This window comes from Streptomyces sp. YJ-C3 (assembly GCF_053891275.1).
Genome location: NZ_CM132685.1, coordinates 302,854 through 326,062 on the forward strand (window position 1 = coordinate 302,854; position 23,209 = coordinate 326,062).

Here is a 23,209-nt window from a genome sequence, read left to right on the forward strand (position 1 = left end):
ACGGGTCCCGCCACGAGGTGTGGCGGGACCCGTCTACGCGGCGGTGGGAGACCTCAGCGCGAACGCTTGGCCAGGCGCTCCACGTCCAGCAGGATCACGGCGCGCGCCTCCAGACGGAGCCAGCCGCGGCCCGCGAAGTCGGCCAGCGCCTTGTTCACGGTCTCGCGGGAGGCGCCGACCAGCTGGGCCAGCTCCTCCTGCGTGAGGTCGTGCACGACGTGGATGCCCTCCTCGGACTGCACGCCGAACCGGCGCGACAGGTCGAGCAGCGCGCGGGCCACGCGGCCCGGCACGTCGGAGAAGACCAGGTCGGACATCTGGTCGTTGGTCTTGCGCAGGCGCCGGGCGACGGCACGCAGCAGGGCAGCGGCCACCTCCGGTCGCGCGTTCAGCCAGGGCTGGAGGTCGCCGTGGCCGAGGCCGAGCAGCTTCACCTCGGTCAGCGCGCTGGCGGTCGCGGTCCGCGGACCGGGGTCGAAGAGCGACAGCTCTCCGATGAGCTCACCGGGGCCGAGCACGGCCAGCATGTTCTCCCGGCCGTCGGGGGAGGTGCGGTGGAGCTTCACCTTGCCCTCGGTGACCACGTAGAGGCGGTCGCCGGGGTCGCCCTCGTGGAACAGGGCATCGCCGCGTGCGAGGGTCACCTCACTCATGGAGGCGCGGAGCTCCGCGGCCTGCTCGTCATCGAGCGCCGCGAAGAGCGGGGCGCGCCGCAGAACGTCGTCCACGAGTCTCTCTCCTATGTCGCCTGCACTGTGGGGGACGGATGATTCCCGCCGCCCATTTTGCCGGACGGTCCAAACAGTGTGATCAGTCACTCAGGCACAAGTCTGCCGCACCTGCGTCACAACCCGAGGGGGAGGGGCCCATTCGGGGGCCGATCCAGTGGCTCCAGGGCGGATGTCGGTGCCGGGCTTTAGGCTGGCCGGGTGTCCAAAAAGCCGGTGACAGCGCAGGCGGAGGGGGCTGGGACGGTGGCGGCCGACCGCAATTCCGCTGTGGGCGAACAGGGGTGGACCGACGCCCGCTCCACCGGGCCGACCCCGCCCGAGACCGTGTCCGTACTGGGAAAGGCCGCCTAGCTCATGCCCGCGAAGAAGCCCGCCGTGAAGACCGGCTCCGCCAAGCCCGAGAGCCGCACCGCGCTCGTCCGCCGGGCCCGGAAGATCAACCGTGAGCTCGCGGAGACGTATCCGTACGCGCACCCCGAGCTGGACTTCGAGAACCCGTTCCAGCTGGTCGTCGCCACGGTCATGTCGGCCCAGACGACCGACCTGCGGGTGAACCAGACGACTCCGGCGCTGTTCGCCAAGTACCCCACGCCCGAGGACCTCGCCGCGGCCGACCCGGAAGAGGTCGAGGAGCTGATCCGGCCGACCGGGTTCTTCCGCGCCAAGACGAAGTCGATCATGGGCCTGGCCAAGGCGCTGAGCGAGGACTTCGGCGGCGAGGTGCCCGGCCGACTGGAGGACCTGGTCAAGCTGCCCGGCGTGGGCCGCAAGACGGCGTTCGTCGTGCTGGGCAATGCGTTCGGGCGGCCGGGCATCACCGTCGACACCCACTTCGGCCGGCTCGTGCGCCGCTGGAAGTGGACCGAGGAGACCGACCCCGACAAGGTCGAGAAGGCGATCGGCGAGCTGTTCCCGAAGAGCGAGTGGACGATGCTCAGCCACCACGTGATCTTCCACGGCCGCCGTATCTGCCACTCCCGCAAGCCGGCCTGCGGTGCCTGCCCGATCGCCCCGCTCTGCCCGGCGTACGGCGAGGGCGAGACGGACCCGGAGAAGGCGAAGAAGCTGCTCAAGTACGAGAAGGGCGGCTTCCCGGGCCAGCGCCTCAAGCCCCCGCAGTCGTACCTGGACGCGGGCGGTCTCCCGGCCCCGCCGCTGGGTGGCACGACCGGGTGACGTTCCCGGATGACGGAACGAATCGGGGGCGGCCGGGCGTTGGGCGAATCACGACAGGTACGGGGGCGGCGAGATGAAGCACGTGAGCGAGATCGACGGGATCGACGGGATCGACGGACCGGGCGCGGCCGGTGACCTTCAGGGCACCGGTGACGCGGCCCGCGGTGCCGCCCCGCACGTCCCTGACGTCACGCTGCGCACGGAGGGCCTGCCCGACTGGCTCGACCCCGTCGCCCACGCGGCGCGCACCGTCCGCGGCGAACAGCTCAGCCGCTTCCTGCCCCCGAAGGACGGCGCGGGCAGACAGTCCGCGGTCCTGATCCTGTTCGGCGAGGGCGAGCGCGGCCCCGAGCTGCTCCTCATGGAGCGTTCGGGCTCCCTCAGATCGCACGCGGGCCAGCCGGCCTTCCCGGGCGGTGCCCTCGACGCGGAGGACGGCGACCCGCGCACCGAGGGCCCGTTGCGCGCCGCCCTGCGCGAGGCCTGGGAGGAGACGGGCCTGGACCCGAGGGGCGTTCAGCTCTTCGGCGTGCTGCCGCAGCTCTACATCCCGGTGAGCGGCTTCGTGGTGACCCCGGTGCTCGGCTGGTGGCGGGTGCCGACGCCGGTCGCCGCGGTCGACCCGGCGGAGACGGCCCGCGTCTTCACGGTCCCCGTGGCGGATCTCACGGACCCGGAGAACCGGGCGACGACCGTCCACCCCAGCGGCCACAAAGGACCCGCGTTCCTCGTGGAATCCGCGCTGGTGTGGGGCTTCACGGCCGGCGTCATCGACCGGATCCTGCACTACGCGGGATGGGAGCGCCCCTGGGACCGGGCGAAGACGGTCCCACTCGACTGGCGCGCATGACAGGGTGGCCCCCGTGCCGTGGCGTCCCGGAGACCGACCCCGTGACCCCGGCCGGGAAGTGGAGATCCGCGATGCGAGGCGAGGCCTGAATCGGTGAACGTGCTGGACATCCTGCTGCTCGCAGCCGCCGTCTGGTTTGCGATCGTGGGCTACCGCCAGGGCTTCGTCGTCGGCGTCCTGTCGGTGATCGGCTTCCTGGGCGGCGGCCTCGTCGCGGTCTACACGCTGCCCGTCATCTGGGGAGCGGCCACCAGTGACGCGGAGGTGACGACGACCGCCACGGTCGTCGCCGTGGTCGTCGTGATCGTCTGCGCCTCGGTGGGCCAGGCCTTCACCACCCACCTGGGCAACAAGCTGCGGCGGTACATCACCTGGTCCCCGGCCCGCGCGCTCGACGCGACGGGCGGCGCCCTGGTCAACGTCGCGGCGATGCTCCTGGTCGCCTGGCTGATAGGTTCCGCCCTCGCCGGTACGACGCTGCCCACGCTCGGCAAGGAAGTCCGCAGCTCCAAGGTGCTGCTGGGGGTCTCACGGGCGCTGCCCACCCAGGCCGACACCTGGTTCGCCGACTTCTCCTCCACGCTCGCGCAGAACGGTTTCCCCCAGGTCTTCAGCCCGTTCGCGAACGAGCCGATCACCGAGGTCCAGCCACCCGACCCGGCCCTGGCGAACAGCCGGACCGCGCTGACCGCCAAGCGGTCGATCGTCAAGGTCGTGGGCCAGGCGCCCGGCTGCGGCAAGGTCCTGGAGGGCACCGGCTTCGTCTTCTCCGACCGCCGCGTGATGACGAACGCGCATGTGGTCGGCGGCGTCGACGAGCCCACCGTGCAGATCGGCGGCGAGGGCATCAAGTACGACGCGAAGGTCGTGCTCTACGACTGGAAGCGCGACATCGCGGTCCTGGACGTGCCGACGCTGAAGGCGCCCCCGCTCCAGTTCACGACGACGGACGCGCAGCGCGGCGGTAGCGCGATCGTCGCGGGCTTCCCGGAGAACGGCGCGTACGACGTGCGACCCGCGCGCGTCCGCGGCCGCATCACGGCCAACGGCCCGGACATCTACCACCGCGGCACCGTCCGGCGCGATGTCTACTCGCTCTTCGCGACGGTCCGTCAGGGCAACTCCGGCGGACCGCTCCTGACCCCCGACGGCCGGGTCTACGGCGTGGTCTTCGCCAAGTCCCTGGACGACGCGCAGACGGGCTACGCGCTGTCCGGGGACGAGATCCGCACCGACATCACCCAGGGCCGCACGGCGGTCCAGCAGGTGGACACGGACGCCTGCGCCCTGTGAGAGGTCCGGGTGGACCGGGAATGTGTCAGCCGCGCCCGCTGTGGCGCAGCCGGGCGGACATCCACCGGGCCCTACGGCGCAGGATGCGCGGGATCCCCAGCCGGGGATCGTGCGCCGCGTACCCTTCCGGCGCTCCCCTCTGGAGAGAGCCCAGCGTCATCGCTGGGCGGCGATTGCGTGCTGCGTCACTGTAGTCGTGCGTCCAGCCCATACACCGACGTGTGCCCGGGCCTCATGGTCGGTAATCGCCCCCACGGCCCCCAAATTGGCTTATGCGCCAGGCATTTGGCTGTTCGTAGGACAGACGTTCGCGCCCGGATACCGGGCGCTCAACGGTCGGGCTCGGGGTCCTTCAGCCAGCTCACCAGTTCCTTGGAGAACGCGACCGGGTCCTCCTCATGCGGGCTGTGCCTTCCCGGGGGACAACCCCCGGACCCCCGGCCGGGACCGGCGCTGGTCGTTGGTGCCTACCGGTCGGGCTCGGGGTCCTTCAGCCAGCTCACCAGTTCCTTGGAGAACGCGACCGGGTCCTCCTCATGCGGGAAGTGGCCGAGGCCGTCGAACAGGCGCCAGCGGTAGGGCGCTTCGACGTACTCGCCGGAGCCCGCGGCGCTGCGGGTGCGCATCACCGGGTCCAGCGAGCCGTGCAGATGCAGCGTGGGCACCCGGACCGGCCGCTTCATCCGCCGGTTGAACTGGATGCCGTCAGGGCGGGCCATCGACCGCACCATCCACCGGTACGGCTCGATCGAGCAGTGCGCGGTCGACGGGATGGACATGGCGCGCTGATACGTCTGCGCGGTCTCGTCGTCGGGCTGGTGCGGCCCCGACCAGTCCCGGACCAGGCGGCCGACCAACGCCGCGTCGTCCGCGACCAGCTGACGCTCCGGCAGCCACGGCCGCTGGAAGCCCCAGATGTACGATCCGGCGGCGGTCTGCTTGACGTCCGAGAGCATGGCCGAGCGCCAGCGCCGCGGGTGCGGCATCGACGATACCGCGAGCCGGCGCACCAGCTTGGGCCGCATCACGGCCGCGGTCCAGGCGAGATAGCCGCCGAGGTCGTGCCCCACGAGCGCCGCGTCCGGCTCGCCGAGCGAGCGCACCACACCGGTGATGTCGAGCGCGAGGTTCGCCGGGTCGTAGCCGCGCGGCGTCCGGTCGCTGCCGCCCACGCCCCGCAGGTCCATGGCCACGGCCCGGAAACCGGCGTCGGCGAGCGCGACGAGCTGATGCCGCCAGCTCCACCAGAACTGCGGGAAACCGTGCAGCAGCAGCACGAGCGGCCCGTCGCCCATCTCCGCGATGTGGAAGCGCGCGCCGTTGGCCGCGACGTCCCGGTGGGTCCAGGGACCGTCCAGACGTACGACAGAGGAGGGCGGCTGGGCCGAAGGAGTGGCGGGGTCCGTCATGAAGACGAGCGTGCCACAGCCTCGATGGCCTCGGGGACACGGTCGGCGGGCGTCACCTGACGGGGGTGCGGCTTGGCGTTCTGCAGTACGCCCGCCGTCTCCTTGACCGACGCGGCGACCTTCTGCGGGCCCTTGCCCTTCTTGGCCTTCTTGGCGAAGGCGATGCCGATCAGCCCGAGCAGGACCGCGAGGAACAGGCTCGCAGCGAAGGAGAGCAGGAAGCACCAGGCGAGGTTCCAGCCGCCGTTGCCGTTGTGCCCGCCCGTCCAGGTGTTGATGCCGTACGCGAGCGCGAAGCTCAGCATCGGCAGCGAGAAGATCAGTACCAGCAGCGCGGCCGAGAAGGCGCCGCCGCTCACCACGCCCTTCTTCACGTCCTGCTTGAGCTGCGCCTTCGCGAGGGCGATCTCGTCGTGCACCAGTGCGGACATCTCGGTCGTCGCCGAGGCGAACAGCTGGCCGACGCTGCGTTCGGAGCCGACCGGGCTGCCGTCGGGTGCGCTCATCGCGTACTCCCTGTTTTCCTGTAGAAGCTTGTGGATGCTCCGGATGTGCGGACTTGCTGTCAGATCATGCCGGACGCTCGTCCCCGCCGCCTGCCCCGCCCGTCACTTCGGCAAGCCTTCGATGCTCCGCGGCCTTCTTCTCGTAGATCTCGGCCATCCGCAGGTGGTACTCCGGCTTGTCCTTCTCGTAGATGTCGGGGATGCCGTCGAGGTCCTCGTCACGCTCCTCCTCTTCCCACAGGGCGCGGTACTTGGAGTTCCGGATCTTCAGCAGTACGCCGCTGATCACGGCCGCGAGCAGCGAGCCGATGAGGACGGCGGCCTTGACCTCGTCGGTGAGCACCGGGTCGTCGGTGAAGGCCAGTTCGTCGATCAGCAGCGAGACGGTGAAACCGATGCCGGCGAGGGAGGCGACCGCGAACACGTCCGGCCAGGCCAACTCGTCCGAAAGCGACGCCTTGGTGAAGCGGGCCGTCAGCCAGGTACCGCCGAAGATGCCGACGGCCTTGCCGACGACGAGGCCGAGCAGTACACCGAGCGTCTCGGGCTTGGTGAAGACATCCCCCAGCGCCCCGCCCGACACGACCACACCCGCGCTGAACAGGGCGAACAGCGGCACCGCGAACCCGGCCGACAGCGGCCGCACCAGGTGCTCGATGTGCTCGCCGGGGGACTGCTCCTCGCCCTCCCGGCGGGTGCAGCGCAGCATCAGGCCCATGGCGACACCGGCGATGGTGGCGTGGATGCCGCTGTTGTACATCAGGCCCCAGATGACGAGCGCGAGCGGCACGTAGACGTACCAGCCGCGTACGCCCTTGCGCATCAGCAGCCAGAAGACGGCGAGGCCGACGACGGCGCCGCCGAGCGCGGCGAAGTTCAGGTCGCTGGTGAAGAAGACCGCGATGATCAGGATCGCGAAGAGGTCGTCGACGACGGCGAGGGTCAGCAGGAAGGCGCGCAGGGCGCTCGGCAGCGACGTACCGATGACGGCGAGGACGGCCAGCGCGAACGCGATGTCGGTCGCGGTCGGCACGGCCCAGCCGTCCATCGAGCCGCCCCCGACCACGTTGACCAGGGTGTACACGAGGGCGGGCACGGCCATGCCGCAGAGGGCGGCGACGACCGGGAGCGCGGCGGCCTTCGGGTCGCGCAGATCACCGGCGACGAGTTCGCGCTTGAGTTCGATGCCCGCGACGAAGAAGAAGATCGCGAGGAGGCCGTCGGCGGCCCAGTGCTGGAGGGAGAGATCGAGGCCGAGCGCGCCGGGCCCGATGTGGATGTCGCGGACGGTCTCGTAACTGTGGCTGATCGCCGGGACATTGGCCCAGATGACGGCCGCGACGGCGGCGACGAGCAGCAGGACACCGCCGACGGTCTCGGCCCGCAGGGCGTCGGCCACGAAGTTCCGCTCGGGCAGGGACAGCCGGCCGAGTGCCTTGCGGTCGTTCTTCTGGGGCGCGCTCACGTGTGAGACCTCCGGTCAGGTACGGCTGATTGCTCGCCGACCAGACTTCCCGGCACACCCTGTGGACTTCCTGTCGCGTTCTTGACGCGCCCTTCACCCTACCGGGTGTACGCATGGCGTACCTGGTGATCATCACCATACGCACGAAACGGGCACCCGGCGCGCTCGCCGGGTGCCCGTTCGCCGTGCTGGGGCGGGATCAGTCCTCGCTGGGCGCCGCCGGCAGCTTCGTCTGGATCAGGTCCATCACGGAGGAGTCGGCGAGCGTGGTGACGTCACCGACCGCCCGGTTCTCCGCGACGTCGCGCAGCAGACGGCGCATGATCTTGCCGGAGCGCGTCTTGGGCAGCTCGGCGACGGGCAGGACCCGCTTGGGCTTGGCGATCGGGCCGAGGGTGGCACCCACGTGGTTGCGCAGGTCGGCCACCAGGTTCTCGTCGTCCGCGTTCGCGCTGCCGCGCAGGATCACGAAGGCGACGATCGCCTGACCGGTCGTCTCGTCGGCGGCGCCGACCACGGCGGCCTCGGCGACGGCCGGGTGCGAGACCAGCGCCGACTCGACCTCGGTGGTCGAGATGTTGTGCCCGGAGACGAGCATGACGTCGTCGACCCGGCCGAGGAGCCAGATGTCGCCGTCCTCGTCCTTCTTGGCACCGTCACCGGCGAAGTACTTGCCCTCGAAGCGCGACCAGTAGGTGTCGATGAACCGCTGGTCGTCGCCCCAGATGGTGCGCAGCATGGAGGGCCACGGCTCGGTGAGGACCAGGTAGCCACCGCCGCCGTTCGGCACCTCGTTGGCCTCGTCGTCGACGACGGTCGCGGCGATGCCGGGCAGCGGGCGCTGGGCCGAGCCCGGCTTGGTCTCGGTGACGCCCGGCAGCGGCGAGATCATGATCGCGCCGGTCTCGGTCTGCCACCAGGTGTCCACGATGGGGCACGTGTCGCCGCCGATGTTCTTCCGGTACCAGACCCACGCCTCGGGGTTGATCGGCTCACCGACCGACCCGAGCACGCGCAGGCTGGACAGGTCGAACTTCGCGGGGATGTCGTCGCCCCACTTCATGAACGTACGGATCGCGGTGGGCGCCGTGTAGAGGATCGTGACGCCGTACTTCTGCACGATCTCCCAGAACCGGCCCTGGTGCGGGGTGTCCGGGGTGCCCTCGTAGATGACCTGCGTCGCACCGTTCGAGAGCGGACCGTACGTGATGTACGAGTGCCCGGTGACCCAGCCGATGTCGGCCGTGCACCAGTACACGTCGGTCTCCGGCTTGAGGTCGAAGACGGCGTGGTGCGTGTAGCTGGCCTGCGTCAGGTAGCCGCCGGAGGTGTGCAGGATGCCCTTCGGCTTACCCGTCGTGCCCGACGTGTAGAGGATGAAGAGCGGCTGCTCGGCGTCGAAGGCCTGCGGGGTGTGCTCGGCCGACTGGCGGCCGACGACGTCGTGCCACCAGACGTCGCGGCCCTCGGTCCAGGCGACGTCCTGCTTCGTGCGCTGCACGACGAGCACCTTGTCGACGCCCTCGACGCGGGTCAGCGCGTCGTCGACGGCCGGCTTGAGGGCCGACGGCTTGCCGCGGCGGTAGCCGCCGTCGGAGGTGATGACGACCTTGGCGTCGGCGTCCTCGATGCGCTTGGCGATGGCGTCGGCCGAGAAGCCGCCGAAGACCACCGAGTGCGCGGCACCGATGCGGGCGCAGGCCAGCATCGAGATGACCGCCTCGGGGATCATCGGCAGGTAGACGGCGACGCGGTCACCCTGCTGGACGCCCAGTTCGGTCAGCGCGTTGGCGGCTCGGCTGACCTCGTCCTTGAGCTCGGCGTAGGTGATGGCCCGGCTGTCGCCCGGCTCGCCCTCGAAGTGGATCGCGACCCGGTCGCCGTTCCCGGCCTCCACGTGCCGGTCGACGCAGTTGTACGCGACGTTGAGCTTGCCGTCCTTGAACCACTTGGCGAACGGCGGGTTCGACCAGTCCAGTGTCTCGGTCGGCTCGGTCGCCCAGGTCAGGCGGCGGGCCTGCTCGGCCCAGAAACCGAGCCGGTCAGCCTTGGCCTGCTCGTACGCCTCGGCCGTGACGTTGGCGCTCGCCGCCAGGTCAGCCGGCGGCGCGAAGCGTCGCTCCTCCTTAAGAAGGTTGGCCAGGCTTTCGTTGCTCACGACATCTCCCTTGCGCTGCTTTGCGGGGGCGACCGTTGTGTCCCAGGCCACAGCTCATCAGACGCCGACCCCTGGTGACAAGGGGGGTCGGCGAATTGGTTTAGACCTGTAAACGGCTCCCGGCCGGACCGGCCGGGAGCCGTACGTTCTCATCCCGTTCCACGTGCGGGGGAAAGGGACGGTTCAGGCGCGCGCGGCGCCGCTGACGCTGCTGTCGTCGAAGGTCGTGGCCGCGACCTGACCGAAGACGGGATCGGCCTCCTCCAGCAGATAGGCCTGCGCCTCACCGACGTGGAAGTACATCCCGTGCAGCTCGAGCGCGCCCCGCTCCAGGGCCCTGGCCACCGACTCGTGCGCCCGCAGATGCTCCAGCTGCTGGACGACATTGGTCAGACAGAGCTGCTCCACCGTGTCGGCGGGGGCCCGCCCGGCGAGCCGTGCCCACGGCAGCTCCTTGTCCGCCAGCCGCTCCAGGCTCGGGTTGCCGTGCCGCAGCCACCGCTTGAGGGGGGTGAGCGCGCCGCCGGTGGGCGGGCTGCTCAACAGCGCCTGCATGGCACCGCATCCGGAGTGCCCGCACACGGTGATCGACTGGACCTCCAGCACGTCCACGGCGTACTCGATGGCGGCCGCGACCGAGTCGTCCCCGCTCTCGGCGCCGGGCAGGGGCACGAGATTGCCCACGTTCCGTACGACGAAGAGGTCGCCGGGACCGCTCGACGTGATCATCGACGTGACGAGCCGCGAGTCGGCGCAGGTCAGGAACAACTGCGTGGGCTTCTGCCCCTCGCGCGCCAGCCGCGCCAGCTCACCGCGGACCAGCGGAGCCGTGTCGCGCTGGAACGCGCTGATCCCACTGGCCAGTTGATGCCCGCCACGCCGCGGCGCGGCGGTCTCGGTCCTGGTCTCGGCCGCGGTCTCGGGCGCCGCGGTGTGCGGCCGGTCGCAGTGGTGGTTGCGCCACGGCGTCCAGGGCCGGCAGCACGTGTGCGCCGTGCTCGCGGGCTCGGCGATCCGGGCCCCGGAGCGGCCGGTCAACTCCACTTTTCCCCCTTGGGTCGTATGCGACTTCTGCCAGCCCTGCAGCGCTTCGAACGCGGCATGGTCCATGAAGGAGCCGTCCAACTCGACGACGGCGTCGGCCCCTTGGGGGACCTGGTGCAGGAAGCGGCTCAGGCGTGGCACGGCGAGAAACGTCAACTGCCCTCTGACCCGCACATGGTGGACACCGTGCGGGTCCTCCTCGTGCGTGATGCGGGTGCGGGCGAGGCGGTGCAGCGCGACGCCGACGGCGACCGCGACGCCGAGCCCGACGCCCTGCAGGACGCCGAAGACGACGACGCCGAGGGTCGTCACGACGTACACCAGGACCTCGCGGTGGCGGGTCACCGAGCGGATGTGGTTCAGCGACACCATCTGGATGCCGACCGCCATCACCAGGGCGGCGAGCGCGGCGAGCGGGATCAGCTCCAGGACGGGGACCAGGAGGAGCGTTGCGGCTACTACCCAAACGCCGTGCAGCATCGCGGAGTTCCCGCTGACCGCACCCGCGTTGATGTTCGCCGTGGTGCGCACCGCGACGCCCGCGACGGGCAGCCCGCCGAGCGATCCGGAGACGATGTTCGAGGCGCCTTGGGACAGCAGCTCGCGGTCCAGGTTCGAGCGGCGCATCCTGGGCGGCAGATCGGGCCGGCCGGCGGCCAGCTTGTCCGCGGCGACGGCCCCGAGCAGCGACTGCACGCTGCACACCAGGGTGGTCGTCAGGACGGCGGCGGCGATCCCGAGCACCGGCCCGTCCGGAAGTCCGGCCAGCGCGTGGCTGCTCCAGGACGGCAGGTCGACCTCGGGCAGCGTCAGGCCGAACAGCGCAGTGACCGCGGTCGCGGAGGTCACCGCGATGAGCGCCGCGGGCACCTTGCGCGTGACGCGGCCGACGCGTCCCGGGACACGGGGCCAGGCGAAGAGCACGGTGAGGGTGAGGGCGCTCACGGCGAGCGCGGCCGGCTGCACGTTCGCCAACTGGGCCGGCAGCGCGGCCAAGTTGTCGAGCACGGCGCTCTCGGGGGTGCCGCCGAGGACGATGTGCAGCTGGGCCACGGCGATGGTGATGCCGATGCCGGCGAGCATGCCGTGCACGACGGCGGGGCTGACGGCGAGCGCCGTGCGGGCCACCCGCAGGCAGCCGAGCCCGAGCTGGGCGATCCCGGCCATCATGGTGATCGCGCAGGTGGTCCGCCAGCCGTAGCGCTGGATCAGCTCGGCGGTGACCACGGTCAGGCCGGCGGCCGGGCCGCTGACCTGGAGTGGGGCGCCGCCCAGCAGGCCGGCGACGAGTCCGCCGACGGCGGCGGCGACGAGCCCCGATTCCAGGGGCGCGCCGGTCGCCAGGGCGATGCCCAGGGACAGGGGGAGCGCGATCAGGAAGACCGCGATGGACGCCGACAGATCGGCGCCGGCGATACGGAAGCGGCGGCCGGGCCCCGGCGGGGGGCTGTGGGCCTTTCGGGCGGCGGCTGTCGGCTCGTCCGTCCGGTCGGAGTCACTGGTGCGAGTGGGTACGCAGGCTGACATGTTTCCCGTCTCCTCCGGGGTGCAGCGCGGTCGCGGAATGTGGGGGACCCCTCGTGGTGGGCGGGGTCGATCGCGGCCGTGGTTCACGGCGTGCAGCGGCGGGATGAAAGCAACGCTCGGTAAACGGATCGTAATGCAGAGTAAAGGTTGTGGACGGATTAAACGGGCAAATGGGGTAATACTTCACTCCGGAGAGTGAATAAGAATCCTGGTCGGCTTGTCGTACAAATTCCGTGCGGACCTCGTGCGACGTTGACGGCGCCGCTCGCGCAAAGCGGGCATTTCTCGCATTCACCGTCTTGCAGGTCGACTCAAGGAAGTAGGTGGGCGGAAGATGGCCGCCACCCAGAGGATCGCCACCCTGAGGATCACCGCGGCCATCGCCGCCGCCGCGGCGTGCGCCGCGGTCCTCGCCGGCTGTGCGAACAGTGACACCGGCTCCGCACCCAAGCAGGGCGCCCCCGGCCCGAAGAAGGCCGCGCCCGCCGCCCCCGGCAGCGTGGTCCGGCTGATCGGCGACGGCTCGACCGCCTACACCGGTCAGCAGCCGCACCTGCCGAGAGCCGAGCGGCTCAGACCGGGCCAGAAGCCCCCGCAGTTCGTGGTCTTCTCCTGGGACGGCGCCGGCGAGGACAGCCAGAGGCTCTTCTCGCACTTCCGCAAGGTAGCCAAGGCGAACAACGCGACCATGACGTACTTCCTCAGCGGCGTCTACATGCTCCCCGAGGGCAAGAAGGACCTGTACCACGCGCCGCAGCACTCGCCCGGCCGCTCCGACATCGGCTTCAACGACGCCAAGGGAATCAAGGACACCGTCGACCAGCTGCGCGGCGCCTGGCTCGAGGGCAACGAGATCGGCACCCACTTCAACGGCCACTTCTGCGGCAGCGGCGGTGGCGTCGGCCAGTGGTCGGTGGCCGAGTGGAAGAGCGAGATCCAGCAGGCCAAGTCCTTCGTGAAGGCGTGGAAGACCAATACGGGCCTGAAGAAGGCGGCCCCGCTGCCCTTCGACTACGACAAGGAACTCGTCGGCGCCCGCACCCCCTGCCTGGAAGGGCAGAAGAACTTCATGCGCGCGGCCTCCGAGATGGGCTTCCGCTACGACACCAGCGGTGTCAACAACCAGCTGTGGCCCAAGAAGAAGAACGGCCTGTGGGACCTGTCCATGCAGCTCGTCCCCTTCCGCGGGCACTCCTACGAGCAGCTCACCATGGACTACAACTTCATGGTCAACCAGTCGGGCACCACGACCCAGGGCGACCCCGACAAGCGCGAGTACTGGGGCGACCAGATGCGCGACAGCCTGGTCGCGGGCTTCGACCGCGCCTACAAGGGCAACCGCGCCCCGCTGATCATCGGCAACCACTTCGAGTCCTGGAACGGCGGCGTCTACATGCGTGCCGTCGAGGAGACGGTCCACACGGTCTGCAACAAGCCCGAGGTCCGCTGTGTCTCCTTCCGGCAGCTCGCCGACTGGCTCGACGCGCAGGACCCGAAGACCCTGGCCAAGCTCACGAAGCTCGACGTCGGGCAGGCGCCCCGGCAGGGCTGGGCGTCCTTCCTCACCGGCAAGCCGGCCCCGGCCCCCAAGGGGGTACCGGGCGCACCGGCCACCAAGTCGTGAGCGTCGTCAGGCAGTTGTGGTGACGCTCTCCTGAAGGACGTAGTCGGGGTCGATCTGAGCAGCCAGGTCGGCCCCGGTCCGCTCGTTGCCCCAGCTCTGGGCGTTGCGCAGATGGAAGTGGACCATCTGGCGCGTGTAGCGCTCCCAGTCGCGGGTCCCGTACGTCGCGTCGGCGGCGGCCTGGAGTGCCTGCAGGGCGCCCCGGTTCGCCTCCTCCAGGAGCTCGAAGCGCGGCGGGCGCCCCTTCTCCATGGCACGCACCCAGTCCGAGTGCCCGACGGTGACGAGCAGGTCGTCGCCGACCTCGGCGCGCAGGAAGTCGAGGTCGTCCTCGCCCTGCACCTTGTTCCCCACGACCTTCAGGTCGATCCCGAAGTCCCGGGCGTACTCCTTGTACTGGCGATAGACCGAGACCCCCTTCCGCGTCGGCTCGGCGACGAGGAACGTCATGTCGAAGCGGGTGAACATGCCCGAGGCGAAGGAGTCGGAGCCCGCGGTCATGTCGACCACCACGTACTCGTCACGGCCGTCGACCAGGTGGTTCAGGCACAGCTCCACCGCTCCGGTCTTGGAGTGGTAGCAGGAGACACCGAGGTCGGCCTCGGTGAAGGGGCCGGTGACCATCAAACGGACGGTGCCGCCGTCGAGTTCCACCGGACGCGCGCAGGCGTCGTACACCGGGTTGTTCTCCCGGACGCGCAGCAGCCGCGAGCCCTCCCCGGGCGGCGTCGTCTTGATCATCGTGTCGGCGGAGGCGATCCGCTGGTTCGAGCCGCGCAGATAGTCCTTGATGAGCGGCAGCCGGGCGCCCATGGCGGGCAGCTCCGCGGCGACGTCCTCGTCGAGCCCCAGCGCGGCTCCGAGGTGCTGGTTGATGTCGGCGTCGACGGCGACGACCGGGGATCCGGTGGTGGCGAGGTGACGGATGAAGAGCGAGGACAGCGTGGTCTTGCCGCTGCCGCCCTTCCCCACGAAAGCGATCTTCATGTTCACGTAGCGTAGCGGCGCGATCGCTTTCCGTGTCCCACTCGCGTGAAGAAGACCACTCCATCGTGGGGCGGGGGCCCAGGGCCCGTAGGGTCGTACTCATGAGTACGACAGCCGATCCTCTTGCCACGCTCGGAACGCTCCCCGGCGTGAGCGATTCCGTGGACTCCGTGCGCAAGGCTGTGGACCGGGTCTACGGGCACCGGGTCATGCGGCGCCGCAGCAACGAGGTCACCTCCGAGGCGGCCCTGCGCGGCGCTCGGGGCAGCGCGGCGCTGTCCGGCGCCGACTGGGCGCTCGAAGAGGTGCGCAGGCGCACCGACTTCAGCGGCGGGGACGGCGACGACGAGGCGCGCACGGTCGGCGCCTCCTTGCGGCTGACCGCCGAGGCCGGTCAACTCCTGTCCATCTGGCGGCAGTCGCCCCTGCGCGTGCTGGCCCGTCTGCATCTGGTCGCGGCCGCCGACCAGGGGGACGCGGTCGGCCGCCCGCGCACGCCGGGCGAGCCGGTCGACGAGCCGCTCATCGAGCTGCCGCTGCCGGACGCGGACGAGGTGGCGGGCCGGCTCGAAGGACTCTCGCAGCTGGTCATCGCGGGGAGCGCGGCGCCCGCTCTGGTGAGCGCCGCCGTGGTGCACGGCGAGCTGCTCGCGCTGCGGCCCTTCGGCTCGCACAACGGCCTGGTCGCCCGGGCGGCCGAGCGCATCGTCCTGGTGGGCAGCGGCCTCGACCCGAAGTCGATCTGCCCCGCCGAGGTGGGGCACGCGGAGCAGGGGCGCGCGGCGTACGCGGCCGCGCTCGAAGGCTATGTCTCCGGCACGCCGGAGGGGATGGCGGCCTGGATCGCCCACTGTGGCAGGTCCGTCGAGCTGGGCGTCAGGGAGTCGACCGCGGTGTGCGAGGCGCTGCAGCGCGGCGCCGCGTAAAGCACCCGCGTCTCGGAACAGTCCTCGAACAGGGGTGCGGCGGTACGAGTCCTCGTACCGCCGCTGGCATGACTCGCCGGGTTACCAAGCGTCCTCGATATGTTGCCCATCAGGTCGGGACGTTGCCCGTCACCTGGTGCGGCTGGCCCGTAATCGACGGGTCGACGTCGCGTGGGTGCCCGGTGTTCATGCTTCGGTCCGTGGGGCCTGGTTTGCGTGTGAAGGTGATCCTCTCGGATGTCCTTGGTCTCGCGGGCCGTTGACTCCTTTGTACTCCTCCCCTGGGAGAAGCGGAAGCCCTGGCTGCACTTCTTTACTTTTAGGTTCAAACAGGGGTGAATCGGGCGCCGTTTTCCGGGATCTCAGCGCGAGGCGGCCAGTGACCGGCGCCGGCTGGCGTACCAGACGAGGCCCGCGGTGGCGGCCGCGGCGCCGACCGCGGCCGCCGCGACCAGGGCCGGACGCGACGGGGCGGAGAGGTTCGGCAGCCGCTGCTTGAGCCGGACCGGCTTGTGGAAGTCCAGAATCGGCCACTCGCGCGCGAGCGCCTCGCGACGCAGCGCCCGGTCCGGATTGACCGCGTGGGGATGGCCCACGGCGCTCAGCATCGGCACGTCCGTCGCCGAGTCGCTGTACGCGTAGCACCGCGCCAGGTCGTACCCCTCGGTCCGCGCGAGCTCCTCGATGGCCTCCGCCTTCGTCGGCCCGTACGCGTAGTACTCCACCTCGCCCGTGAAGCAGCCGTCGTCCCCGACGACCATGCGGGTGGCCACGACCCGGTCCGCCCCGAGCAGCTCGCCGATCGGCTCGACGACCTCGGCACCCGACGTGGAGACGATGACGACGTCCCGCCCGGCGGTGTGGTGCTCCTCGATGAGGGACGCCGCCTCGTCGTAGATGATCGGGTCGATCAGGTCGTGCAGCGTCTCGGCGACGATCTCCTTCACCTGCTGCACGTTCCAGCCGCGGCACAGCGCCGAGAGGTACTCGCGCATGCGCTCCATCTGGTCATGATCGGCACCGCCGGCGAGGAAGACGAACTGCGCGTACGCGGTGCGCAGCACGGCCCGCCGGTTGATCAGCCCGCCTTGGTAGAACGACTTGCTGAAGGTGAGCGTGCTCGACTTTGCGATGACCGTCTTGTCCAGGTCAAAGAACGCGGCTGTGCGGGGCATGGAGTGGGTCAAGGAGTGGTTTTCCACGATGGTGAGCATAGGCGCCCACCATTCGGCGTAAGCTGGGGCGCGTGGGTTTGCCTGAGAAGGCTCTCGGGTACACCATGGAAGTCACGGATCGTTCGCGACCGTGCTAACCCGGTCTGGCTCCTCCCCCCCCGAGTCGGACCGTGGGGACGACCCCCGCTCTCCCCCCCGGCGGGGGTCGTCGCATGTCCGGACCCGTTTTCGGGTCCTTTTTTCTTGCCCCTTCGCCGGTGATTCCCGTGCTGCGAACGGGAGTTGACCCGCACCCCGTCGTCACGGTGTGTGACCGTCAGGATGCTCTGCGGAGGTTCCGACGTGCCTTCGTGGCGTCACCGGTATGGGTGACGGAGATATTCACAAGCGTTCTCGCGTCCACAGTTATTGACCAAGATCCACACGATTTCCGGGATCGCTGCACGGTGATTCCGCACGCGAAGTTCGGACCGGCGTTCATGGCCGGTTCGTTATGGCCGGGCCGCGAGCGGCGGCCGGTATTCGGGGCTCCGGCGCCGGGGCTTCGCGGCGGACCGGATCGCCCGCGGGTGCGGGCGAGTGCAAAGAGAGGGGGCCGGATCGTGACGGAAGTCATCGCGGGTGACGCGCGGGGCGTGCGGCGCGCGCCGCTGATCGTGACGGAGGACGTGGAACTGCTGGACGATCTGCTGCGGTTGTGCGCCGCGGCGGGCGTGCGGCCCGAGGTCGGGCACGGGGTGCCCGAGGCCAGAGGCGGCTGGGAGGCGGCGCCGCTCGTGCTGGTCGGGGACGATGCCGCGGGCCGGCTGCGCGGGGTGGCCCGACGGCGGGGCGTCGTGCTGGTCGGGCGTGACCAGGACGACTCCGGGGTGTGGAAGCGGGCCGTGGAGATCGGTGCCGACCATGTGCTGATGCTGCCGGACGGCGAGCAGTGGCTGATGGACCGGATCGCCGACGTCGCCGAGGGCGTGGGCCGCCCCGCGCTCACCGTCGGGGTGATCGGCGGCCGGGGCGGAGCAGGCGCCTCGACGCTGGCGTGCGCACTGGCGGTGGCGTCCGCGCGGGCCGGGCACCGCACGCTCCTGGTGGACGCTGACCCGCTCGGCGGCGGGCTCGACGTGCTGCTCGGCGGTGAGGCGGTGGACGGCCTGCGCTGGCCCGCGTTCGCGCAGTCGCGGGGGCGGGTCGGCAGCACCGCCCTGGAGGAGTCGCTGCCCCGGCTGCACGATCTGCGGCTGCTCAGCTGGGACCGCGGTGAGCTGGCCGCGGTGCCGCCGGAGGCCGTGCGGGCGGTGCTCGCGGCGGGCCGGCGCCGGGGCGGGGTCATGGTGGTGGACCTGCCGCGCCGGGTCGACGCCGGCTCGGTGGAGGCGCTGGCCCAGCTCGACCTGGGGCTGCTCGTGGTGCCACCGGAACTGCGGGCCGTCGCGGCGGCCCGGCGGATGGCCGGGGCGGTGGGGATGGTGCTGCGCGATCTGCGCGTGGTGACGGCGCCGACGCGTGGTGCTGCCGCCCTCGACGGGGACGAGGTGGCGCGGCTGCTCGGGCTGCCACTGGCGGGTGAAGTGCCGCTCGATGGCCGGGTGTTGGCCGGGTCGGGACCGGGCTCGGGGACTGGAGCGGGGCTGGGTGTGGGGGGTCCGTTGGGGCGGTTCTGCGCTGAGTTGTGGGGGCGGATGTCGGTGGGGTCGGGGGATGGGGGCGGCCTGTGAGCGGGGGGCGTGAGGTGGCTCAGATGACTGAGACGACTGAGACGACTGAGACGGCTGGGGCGGCTGGGGTGCCTGAAGCGGTCGAAGTGGTGGGCGGGATGCAGGTGGGCGGGATGCAGGTGGCGTGTGGGGTGGATGCGGGAGGTTGCCCGTGAGTGCGGTGGTCGGGGCGCGGATGCTCGACGGCGTACGCCAGTGGCTCGCGGAGAACGGGGCGGAGGCGACCCCCGCGCGGGTGGCCGAGGCGCTGCGGGCCCAGGGCCGGATTCTGGGGGACGCCGAAGTGCTGGGCGCGGCGGGGCAGTTGCGGTCGGAGCTGGTGGGAGCCGGGCCGCTCGAGTCGTTGCTCGCGGATGCTTCGGTGACGGACGTCCTGGTGTCGGCGCCGGATCAGGTGTGGGTCGACCGGGGCGGCGGACTGGAGTTGACCGGAGTCACCTTCGAAAGTGCGTCCGCCGTACGGAGGCTGGCGCAGCGGCTCGCGGCCGTGGTGGGGCGGCGCCTCGACGACGCCCGGCCCTGGGTGGACGCGAGGCTGCCCGACGGGACCCGGCTGCACGCGGTGCTGCCGCCGATCGCGGTGGGCTGCACCTGTCTCGCGCTGCGGGTCGTACGGCCCCGCGCCTTCACGTTGGAGGAACTGGTGGCGGCGGGGACCGTGCCGCCGGGTGGCGACCGTGTGCTGCGGGCACTGCTCGACGCGCGGCTGTCCTACCTGATCAGCGGCGGGACGGGCAGCGGCAAGACGACGCTGCTGAGCGCGCTCCTCGGCCTGGTCGGGCCGCGGGAGCGGATCGTGCTGGCCGAGGACTCCGCCGAGCTGCGGCCGGACCATCCCCACGTGGTGCGGCTGGAGGCCCGGCCCGCCAATCAGGAGGGCGCCGGGGCCGTGGGCCTGGAGGACCTGGTGCGGCAGGCGCTCAGGATGCGCCCCGACCGGCTCGTGGTCGGTGAGGTGCGCGGCGCCGAGGTCGTGTCCCTGCTGGCCGCGCTCAACACGGGTCACGAAGGCGGTTGCGGGACCGTGCACGCCAACGCGGCGAGTGATGTCCCGGTGCGCCTGGAGGCGCTGGGGACGGCGGCCGGGCTCGATCGTGCGGCGCTGCACAGCCAGTTGGCGGCCGCGGTGTCCGTGGTGCTGCATCTCGTACGGGACCGGAGTGGGCTGCGGCGGCTCGCGCAGGTGCATGTGCTGGAGCGGGACGCGGCGGGGTGGGTGCGGGCGGTGTCGGCGCTGGAGTGGGGCGAGCGAGGGTTCGTGCCGGGGCAGGGGTGGGCGCGGCTCGGGGAGCTGTTGGGGGTGCGGTTGCCGTGAGGAGCTGGGCGGTGTCGGGAGCGGTCGTCGGGGCGCTGGGAATGGTGGCGGTGCTGTGGGCCGCCGGGATGCGGGACGCGGAGGTGCGACGGGCCCGCGCGGTGTTGGGCGTCGGGCCGGGCGAGGGCGCGGTGTCGGGGTGGCGGTGCGTCGTCGAGCGCTGGTGGAGGTGGGGCAAGAGGCGGCCCGAATGGGGGTGCGTGGCCGGCGGGCTGGTGATCGGTCTCCTCGGGGCGTCGGTGGTGCCGCTCGTGATCGGGGCCTGCGCCGTGCCGGGTGCGGCGCGGGTGCGGCGGGCTCGGGAGGCGCGGGGCGATCGGGAGCGACGCGGGGACGCGGTCATCGGGCTGTGCGGGCTGATGGCGGGTGAGGTGCGCGCCGGGCGGCAGCCGGGGGAGGCGCTGGCTGTCGCGGTACGGGAGTCGGCGGCACTGTCCGGCGCGGGGAGCGCGGCCGTGGTGGCCGCCGCGCGGTTCGGCGGGGACGTGTCCGGCGCGCTGCGGGAGGCGGCGCGGGAGCCGGGTGCCGAGGGGTTGCACGGGCTCGCGGCGTGCTGGCGGGTGGCCGTCGACCGAGGGGCCGGGCTCGCGGCCGGACTTGAGCGGCTCGCGGGTGCGTTGCGGGCGGAGCGGGACCAACGAGCCGACCTGAAAGCCCAGTTGGCTGGCCCTTGGTCGACCGCGGTGATGCTCGCTGGGCTGCCGGTGCTCGGGCTGCTGCTCGGTTCGGCGATGGGGGCACAGCCGCTGCGGGTGCTGCTGCATACGGGGGCCGGGGTGGGGTGCCTTGTGGTGGGCGGGGTGCTGGAGGCGGTGGGGATGTCGTGGGCCGTGCGGGTTGTGCGGGGGGCGGAGGTGGGGGGTTAGCGGGTTCGTGGTGGGTGCGGGGTGCGGGGTGCGGGGTGCGGGGTGCGGGGTGCGGGGTGCCGGGGTGCCGGGGTGTGGCGTGGTGTCGGGCTCTGCGGATGAGGACTGCAGGTCGGAGCCCGGAGCCCGGAGCCCGGAGCCCGGAGTGCGGAGTGCGGAGCTTGAGGTGTGAGGTCAGGCCGCATCGCTTGCGGATCGAGGGTTGAGGGAGTGAGAGGCGATGGATGTTGTCCACAGGCTGGGGGCAGTGCTGTGTGTTGCGGCGCTGGTGGCGTGGCTGCTGCTGGAGGTCGGGGCGCGGCGGCGGCAGCGGGCGGTGCGGCGGAGGGTGAGGTGCGTACTGGCGGCCGTCGCGGAGCGGCCGGTGCGACCGTCGTGGAAGGTGCCCCCGGTTGCGCGGCGTTGGGGGCCGGTGGCCGGGGCGGTGAGCGCCGGTTATGTGCTCATCGGCGGCGTGGCCGGGCTGGTGGTCGGGATGCTCGCGGGGGCAGGCGTATGGCGATGGCGGCGGGGTGAGGAGGGGCGGGCGAGAGCAGCGGCACTGGCGGGTGCGAGTGCGAGTGTGAGAGCGGGTGCGCGCGCTGAGGCTGAGCGGCAACTTCCCCTGGTGGCCGATCTGTTGGCGGCCTGTATTGCGGCCGGTGCGGAGCCGGTGGAGGCCGCGCGGGCGGTGGGGGAGTCGGTGGGCGGGCCGGTCGGACGGGCGTTGGCGAAGGGTGCCGCGCAGCTGCGACTCGGTGGTGAACCGGCGCTCGCATGGCGGGAGTTGGCGGCGATTCCAGGAGCCGGTGCGTTGGTCCGGCTCCTGGAGCGGGCGGGGGAGTCCGGGGCGCCGGCCGCGGCACCCGTGGCGCAGTTCGCCGCGGAGTGCAGAGCCGAGCGCGGGCGCCGGGCGACGGCCGTGGCACGTCGGGCGGCGGTGGTCATCACGGCCCCGGTGGGGCTGTGTTTCCTGCCCGCGTTCCTCGTGATCGGGGTGCTGCCCGTGGTGATCGGCCTCGCGGACGGAGTGCTGGGCGGCCGGTGAAGGGAGGCGCAGGTGTGGCCCGACCGTACGGGCGATGAGCGAACGGCAGTGATTCTCACGCAGCAGTGGTTCTCGAGCAGCCGTGGTTCCCAAGCAGCAGTGGTTCTCACGCAGCAGTGGTTCTCAAGTAGCGGTGTTTCTCGAGCCGTAGTGGTTCTCAAGTAGCCGTGATTCTCGAACGGCATGGATTCTCCAGGGGGTTGTGATGGAAGGAACGCGCAAGGTGTGGACGTGCGGGCGGCTGCGGCAGGGAGTGCTGCGCTGGGCCCGGGTGGTGCGGTCGTCGGCACGCAGGGACGCCGGGATGGTCAGCGCCGAGTACGCCGTGGGGCTGATCGCGGCGGTGGGTTTCGCCGGGCTGCTGTACCAGGTGGTGACGAGCGATGCGGTGCAGTCGGCGTTGCAGTCCCTGGTGGCGAAGGCGCTCAATGGGTCGTTCTGAGGCGCTCCGCGATCGACGTCGGGACCGGGGATTCGTGACGGCGGAGGCGGCCGTGGTGCTGCCGGTGCTGGTGGCGTTCACGATGGCGCTGGTCTGGGCGGTACTGGCGGCGTCCGCGCAGATCCGGTGCGTGGACGCGGCGCGGGCCGGGGCGCGGGCCGTGGCCCGGCAGGAGCCGCGGGGAGCGGCGGTCGCCGCCGCGCGTGAGGCCGCGCCGTCCGGTGCGCGGGTCGAGGTGAGCCGGGAGGGCGGCCTGGTCCGGGTGACGGTGCGGGCGCGGTCGACGGGACCGGGGCCGCTCGCCGTCGAGTTGAGCGCGCAGGCCGTGGCGGCGGCGGAGGAGACGGTGGGGGAGGCATGAGGAGACGGTGGAGGAACGGGCCGCGCGGGGTGCGGCGATCCGGCCGGGCGGGTTCGGATCGAGGGTCCGCGACGGTGTGGGTGGTGATGGCGCTGGCCGCGATCGGGGCGCTCTTCGGTGGTGTGCTGGCCGTGGGGCGGGCGGTCGAGGCACGGCACCGGGCGGGCGGCGCGGCCGATCTCGCGGCGCTCGCGGCGGCCGATCACTGGATGGAAGGGAAAGCGGACGCGTGCGCTCTGGCCGGCCGGGTGGCCAGGGCCCAGGGAGCGAGAGTCGTGCGGTGCGCGGTGTACGGGGAGGTGTCCGACGTGACCGCGGCCGCGGGATCCGGGGCGTTCACCGCCCGGGTCAGGGCTCGGGCGGGGCCTGCGGGCCCGGTCGCGCCAGGACCGGCAGCGGCGGCCGGAGCGGTACGGATCGTGCCGTGGTCGTCTCAGGTGATGACGGGTGCCGGGCCTGTCGTGCCCGGTCGCGCCTTCCGTGCGGATACGCGGATATTCCGAGGGCCGGCCTCGCACAAGACGCCCGCAGACCCGGACGGGCCTGGGGATCCGGACGGGCCTGGAGATCCGGACGGGTTGTAGAGCCGGATGGGTCTGTAGATCCGGACGGCCT

20 protein-coding genes and 1 pseudogene are annotated in these 23,209 nt (G+C 71.6%); 12 read left to right on the top strand and 9 right to left on the bottom strand.

Translation table 11 applies throughout. The annotated features are described in order from the left end of the window. Positions 1–53: 53 nt before the first annotated feature. A complete protein-coding gene (locus ACVHNB_RS01405; protein WP_016642758.1) occupies positions 54–728 on the bottom strand; it encodes a Crp/Fnr family transcriptional regulator in 675 nt (224 codons plus the stop codon). A gap of 357 nt (positions 729–1,085) precedes the next feature. Here ACVHNB_RS01405 and nth point away from each other — a divergent pair, with 357 nt between their 5' ends. The 3 genes from nth (at position 1,086) to ACVHNB_RS01420 (ending at position 4,050) form a co-directional block, all read left to right on the top strand. Then, entirely contained in the window at positions 1,086–1,907 is an 822-nt protein-coding gene (gene nth, locus ACVHNB_RS01410; protein WP_428953292.1) for an endonuclease III, read from the top strand. Positions 1,908–1,980: 73 nt separating this feature from the next. Continuing rightward, a complete protein-coding gene (locus ACVHNB_RS01415; protein WP_428953291.1) occupies positions 1,981–2,757 on the top strand; it encodes an NUDIX hydrolase in 777 nt (258 codons plus the stop codon). A 93-nt stretch (positions 2,758–2,850) separates the two neighbouring features. Next, positions 2,851–4,050, top strand: coding sequence for a MarP family serine protease (locus tag ACVHNB_RS01420; protein ID WP_456227240.1), 1,200 nt, complete (start codon positions 2,851–2,853; stop codon positions 4,048–4,050). A gap of 25 nt (positions 4,051–4,075) precedes the next feature. On the opposite strand, the gene ACVHNB_RS01425 is transcribed toward ACVHNB_RS01420, so the two are convergent. The 6 genes from ACVHNB_RS01425 to ACVHNB_RS01450 all read right to left on the bottom strand — a co-directional run bounded on the left by ACVHNB_RS01425 (position 4,076) and on the right by ACVHNB_RS01450 (position 12,159). After that, on the bottom strand, positions 4,076–4,261 hold the full coding sequence (locus tag ACVHNB_RS01425) for a hypothetical protein (RefSeq protein ID WP_428953289.1): 186 nt from the start codon (positions 4,259–4,261) through the stop codon (positions 4,076–4,078). Positions 4,262–4,517: 256 nt separating this feature from the next. Next, a complete protein-coding gene (locus ACVHNB_RS01430; RefSeq protein ID WP_428953288.1) occupies positions 4,518–5,459 on the bottom strand; it encodes an alpha/beta fold hydrolase in 942 nt (313 codons plus the stop codon). After that, positions 5,456–5,965: a phage holin family protein gene (locus ACVHNB_RS01435; RefSeq protein ID WP_428953287.1), complete on the bottom strand. Its 510-nt coding sequence runs from the start codon at positions 5,963–5,965 to the stop codon at positions 5,456–5,458. Before ACVHNB_RS01435 ends, ACVHNB_RS01430 begins: the two co-directional genes overlap by 4 nt. Before the next feature lie 64 nt (positions 5,966–6,029). Then, positions 6,030–7,430, bottom strand: coding sequence for a Na+/H+ antiporter NhaA (gene nhaA / locus ACVHNB_RS01440; RefSeq protein ID WP_428953286.1), 1,401 nt, complete (start codon positions 7,428–7,430; stop codon positions 6,030–6,032). A 199-nt stretch (positions 7,431–7,629) separates the two neighbouring features. Continuing rightward, the gene (gene acs / locus ACVHNB_RS01445) at positions 7,630–9,588 is read right to left on the bottom strand and encodes an acetate--CoA ligase (RefSeq protein ID WP_428953285.1); all 1,959 of its coding nucleotides are present in this window, start codon (positions 9,586–9,588) and stop codon (positions 7,630–7,632) included. Positions 9,589–9,771: 183 nt separating this feature from the next. Next, the gene (locus tag ACVHNB_RS01450; protein ID WP_456227241.1) at positions 9,772–12,159 is read right to left on the bottom strand and encodes a bifunctional SulP family inorganic anion transporter/carbonic anhydrase; all 2,388 of its coding nucleotides are present in this window, start codon (positions 12,157–12,159) and stop codon (positions 9,772–9,774) included. A gap of 334 nt (positions 12,160–12,493) precedes the next feature. Here ACVHNB_RS01450 and ACVHNB_RS01455 point away from each other — a divergent pair, with 334 nt between their 5' ends. Continuing rightward, the gene (locus ACVHNB_RS01455) at positions 12,494–13,783 is read left to right on the top strand and encodes a hypothetical protein (RefSeq protein WP_456227242.1); all 1,290 of its coding nucleotides are present in this window, start codon (positions 12,494–12,496) and stop codon (positions 13,781–13,783) included. Between the two features lie 6 nt (positions 13,784–13,789). Here ACVHNB_RS01455 and ACVHNB_RS01460 read toward each other — a convergent pair whose 3' ends face one another. Further along, entirely contained in the window at positions 13,790–14,770 is a 981-nt protein-coding gene (locus ACVHNB_RS01460; RefSeq protein ID WP_428953282.1) for an ATP-binding protein, read from the bottom strand. A gap of 101 nt (positions 14,771–14,871) precedes the next feature. On the opposite strand from ACVHNB_RS01460, the gene ACVHNB_RS01465 reads away from it, so the two are divergent. Next, on the top strand, positions 14,872–15,696 hold the full coding sequence (locus tag ACVHNB_RS01465) for a Fic family protein (protein ID WP_428953281.1): 825 nt from the start codon (positions 14,872–14,874) through the stop codon (positions 15,694–15,696). A 362-nt stretch (positions 15,697–16,058) separates the two neighbouring features. Here ACVHNB_RS01465 and ACVHNB_RS01470 read toward each other — a convergent pair whose 3' ends face one another. Continuing rightward, positions 16,059–16,910, bottom strand: a complete 852-nt coding sequence (locus ACVHNB_RS01470; protein ID WP_428953280.1) for an HAD family hydrolase — start codon at positions 16,908–16,910, stop codon at positions 16,059–16,061. 563 nt (positions 16,911–17,473) lie between these two features. Here ACVHNB_RS01470 and ssd point away from each other — a divergent pair. From ssd to ACVHNB_RS01505, 7 genes and pseudogenes are all read left to right on the top strand, one after another. Continuing rightward, positions 17,474–18,583, top strand: coding sequence for a septum site-determining protein Ssd (gene ssd / locus ACVHNB_RS01475; protein WP_428953279.1), 1,110 nt, complete (start codon positions 17,474–17,476; stop codon positions 18,581–18,583). 175 nt (positions 18,584–18,758) lie between these two features. Further along, positions 18,759–19,898, top strand: a complete 1,140-nt coding sequence (locus tag ACVHNB_RS01480; RefSeq protein ID WP_428957599.1) for a TadA family conjugal transfer-associated ATPase — start codon at positions 18,759–18,761, stop codon at positions 19,896–19,898. Positions 19,899–19,909: 11 nt separating this feature from the next. Continuing rightward, positions 19,910–20,764 carry a type II secretion system F family protein gene (locus ACVHNB_RS01485; RefSeq protein ID WP_456227243.1) on the top strand — a complete coding sequence of 285 codons (855 nt, stop codon included), beginning with the start codon at positions 19,910–19,912 and terminating at the stop codon, positions 20,762–20,764. Positions 20,765–20,984: 220 nt separating this feature from the next. Beyond that, positions 20,985–21,791, top strand: coding sequence for a type II secretion system F family protein (locus ACVHNB_RS01490; protein WP_456227244.1), 807 nt, complete (start codon positions 20,985–20,987; stop codon positions 21,789–21,791). A 205-nt stretch (positions 21,792–21,996) separates the two neighbouring features. Then, positions 21,997–22,233, top strand: coding sequence for a DUF4244 domain-containing protein (locus ACVHNB_RS01495; protein WP_456227245.1), 237 nt, complete (start codon positions 21,997–21,999; stop codon positions 22,231–22,233). After that, positions 22,220–22,594: a TadE family type IV pilus minor pilin gene (locus ACVHNB_RS01500; protein WP_428953277.1), complete on the top strand. Its 375-nt coding sequence runs from the start codon at positions 22,220–22,222 to the stop codon at positions 22,592–22,594. Before ACVHNB_RS01495 ends, ACVHNB_RS01500 begins: the two co-directional genes overlap by 14 nt. Beyond that, positions 22,591–22,968: pseudogene (locus tag ACVHNB_RS01505) on the top strand (Rv3654c family TadE-like protein); the annotation flags it as partial. The gene ACVHNB_RS01500 and the pseudogene ACVHNB_RS01505, both read left to right, overlap by 4 nt. Positions 22,969–23,209 lie beyond the last annotated feature (241 nt).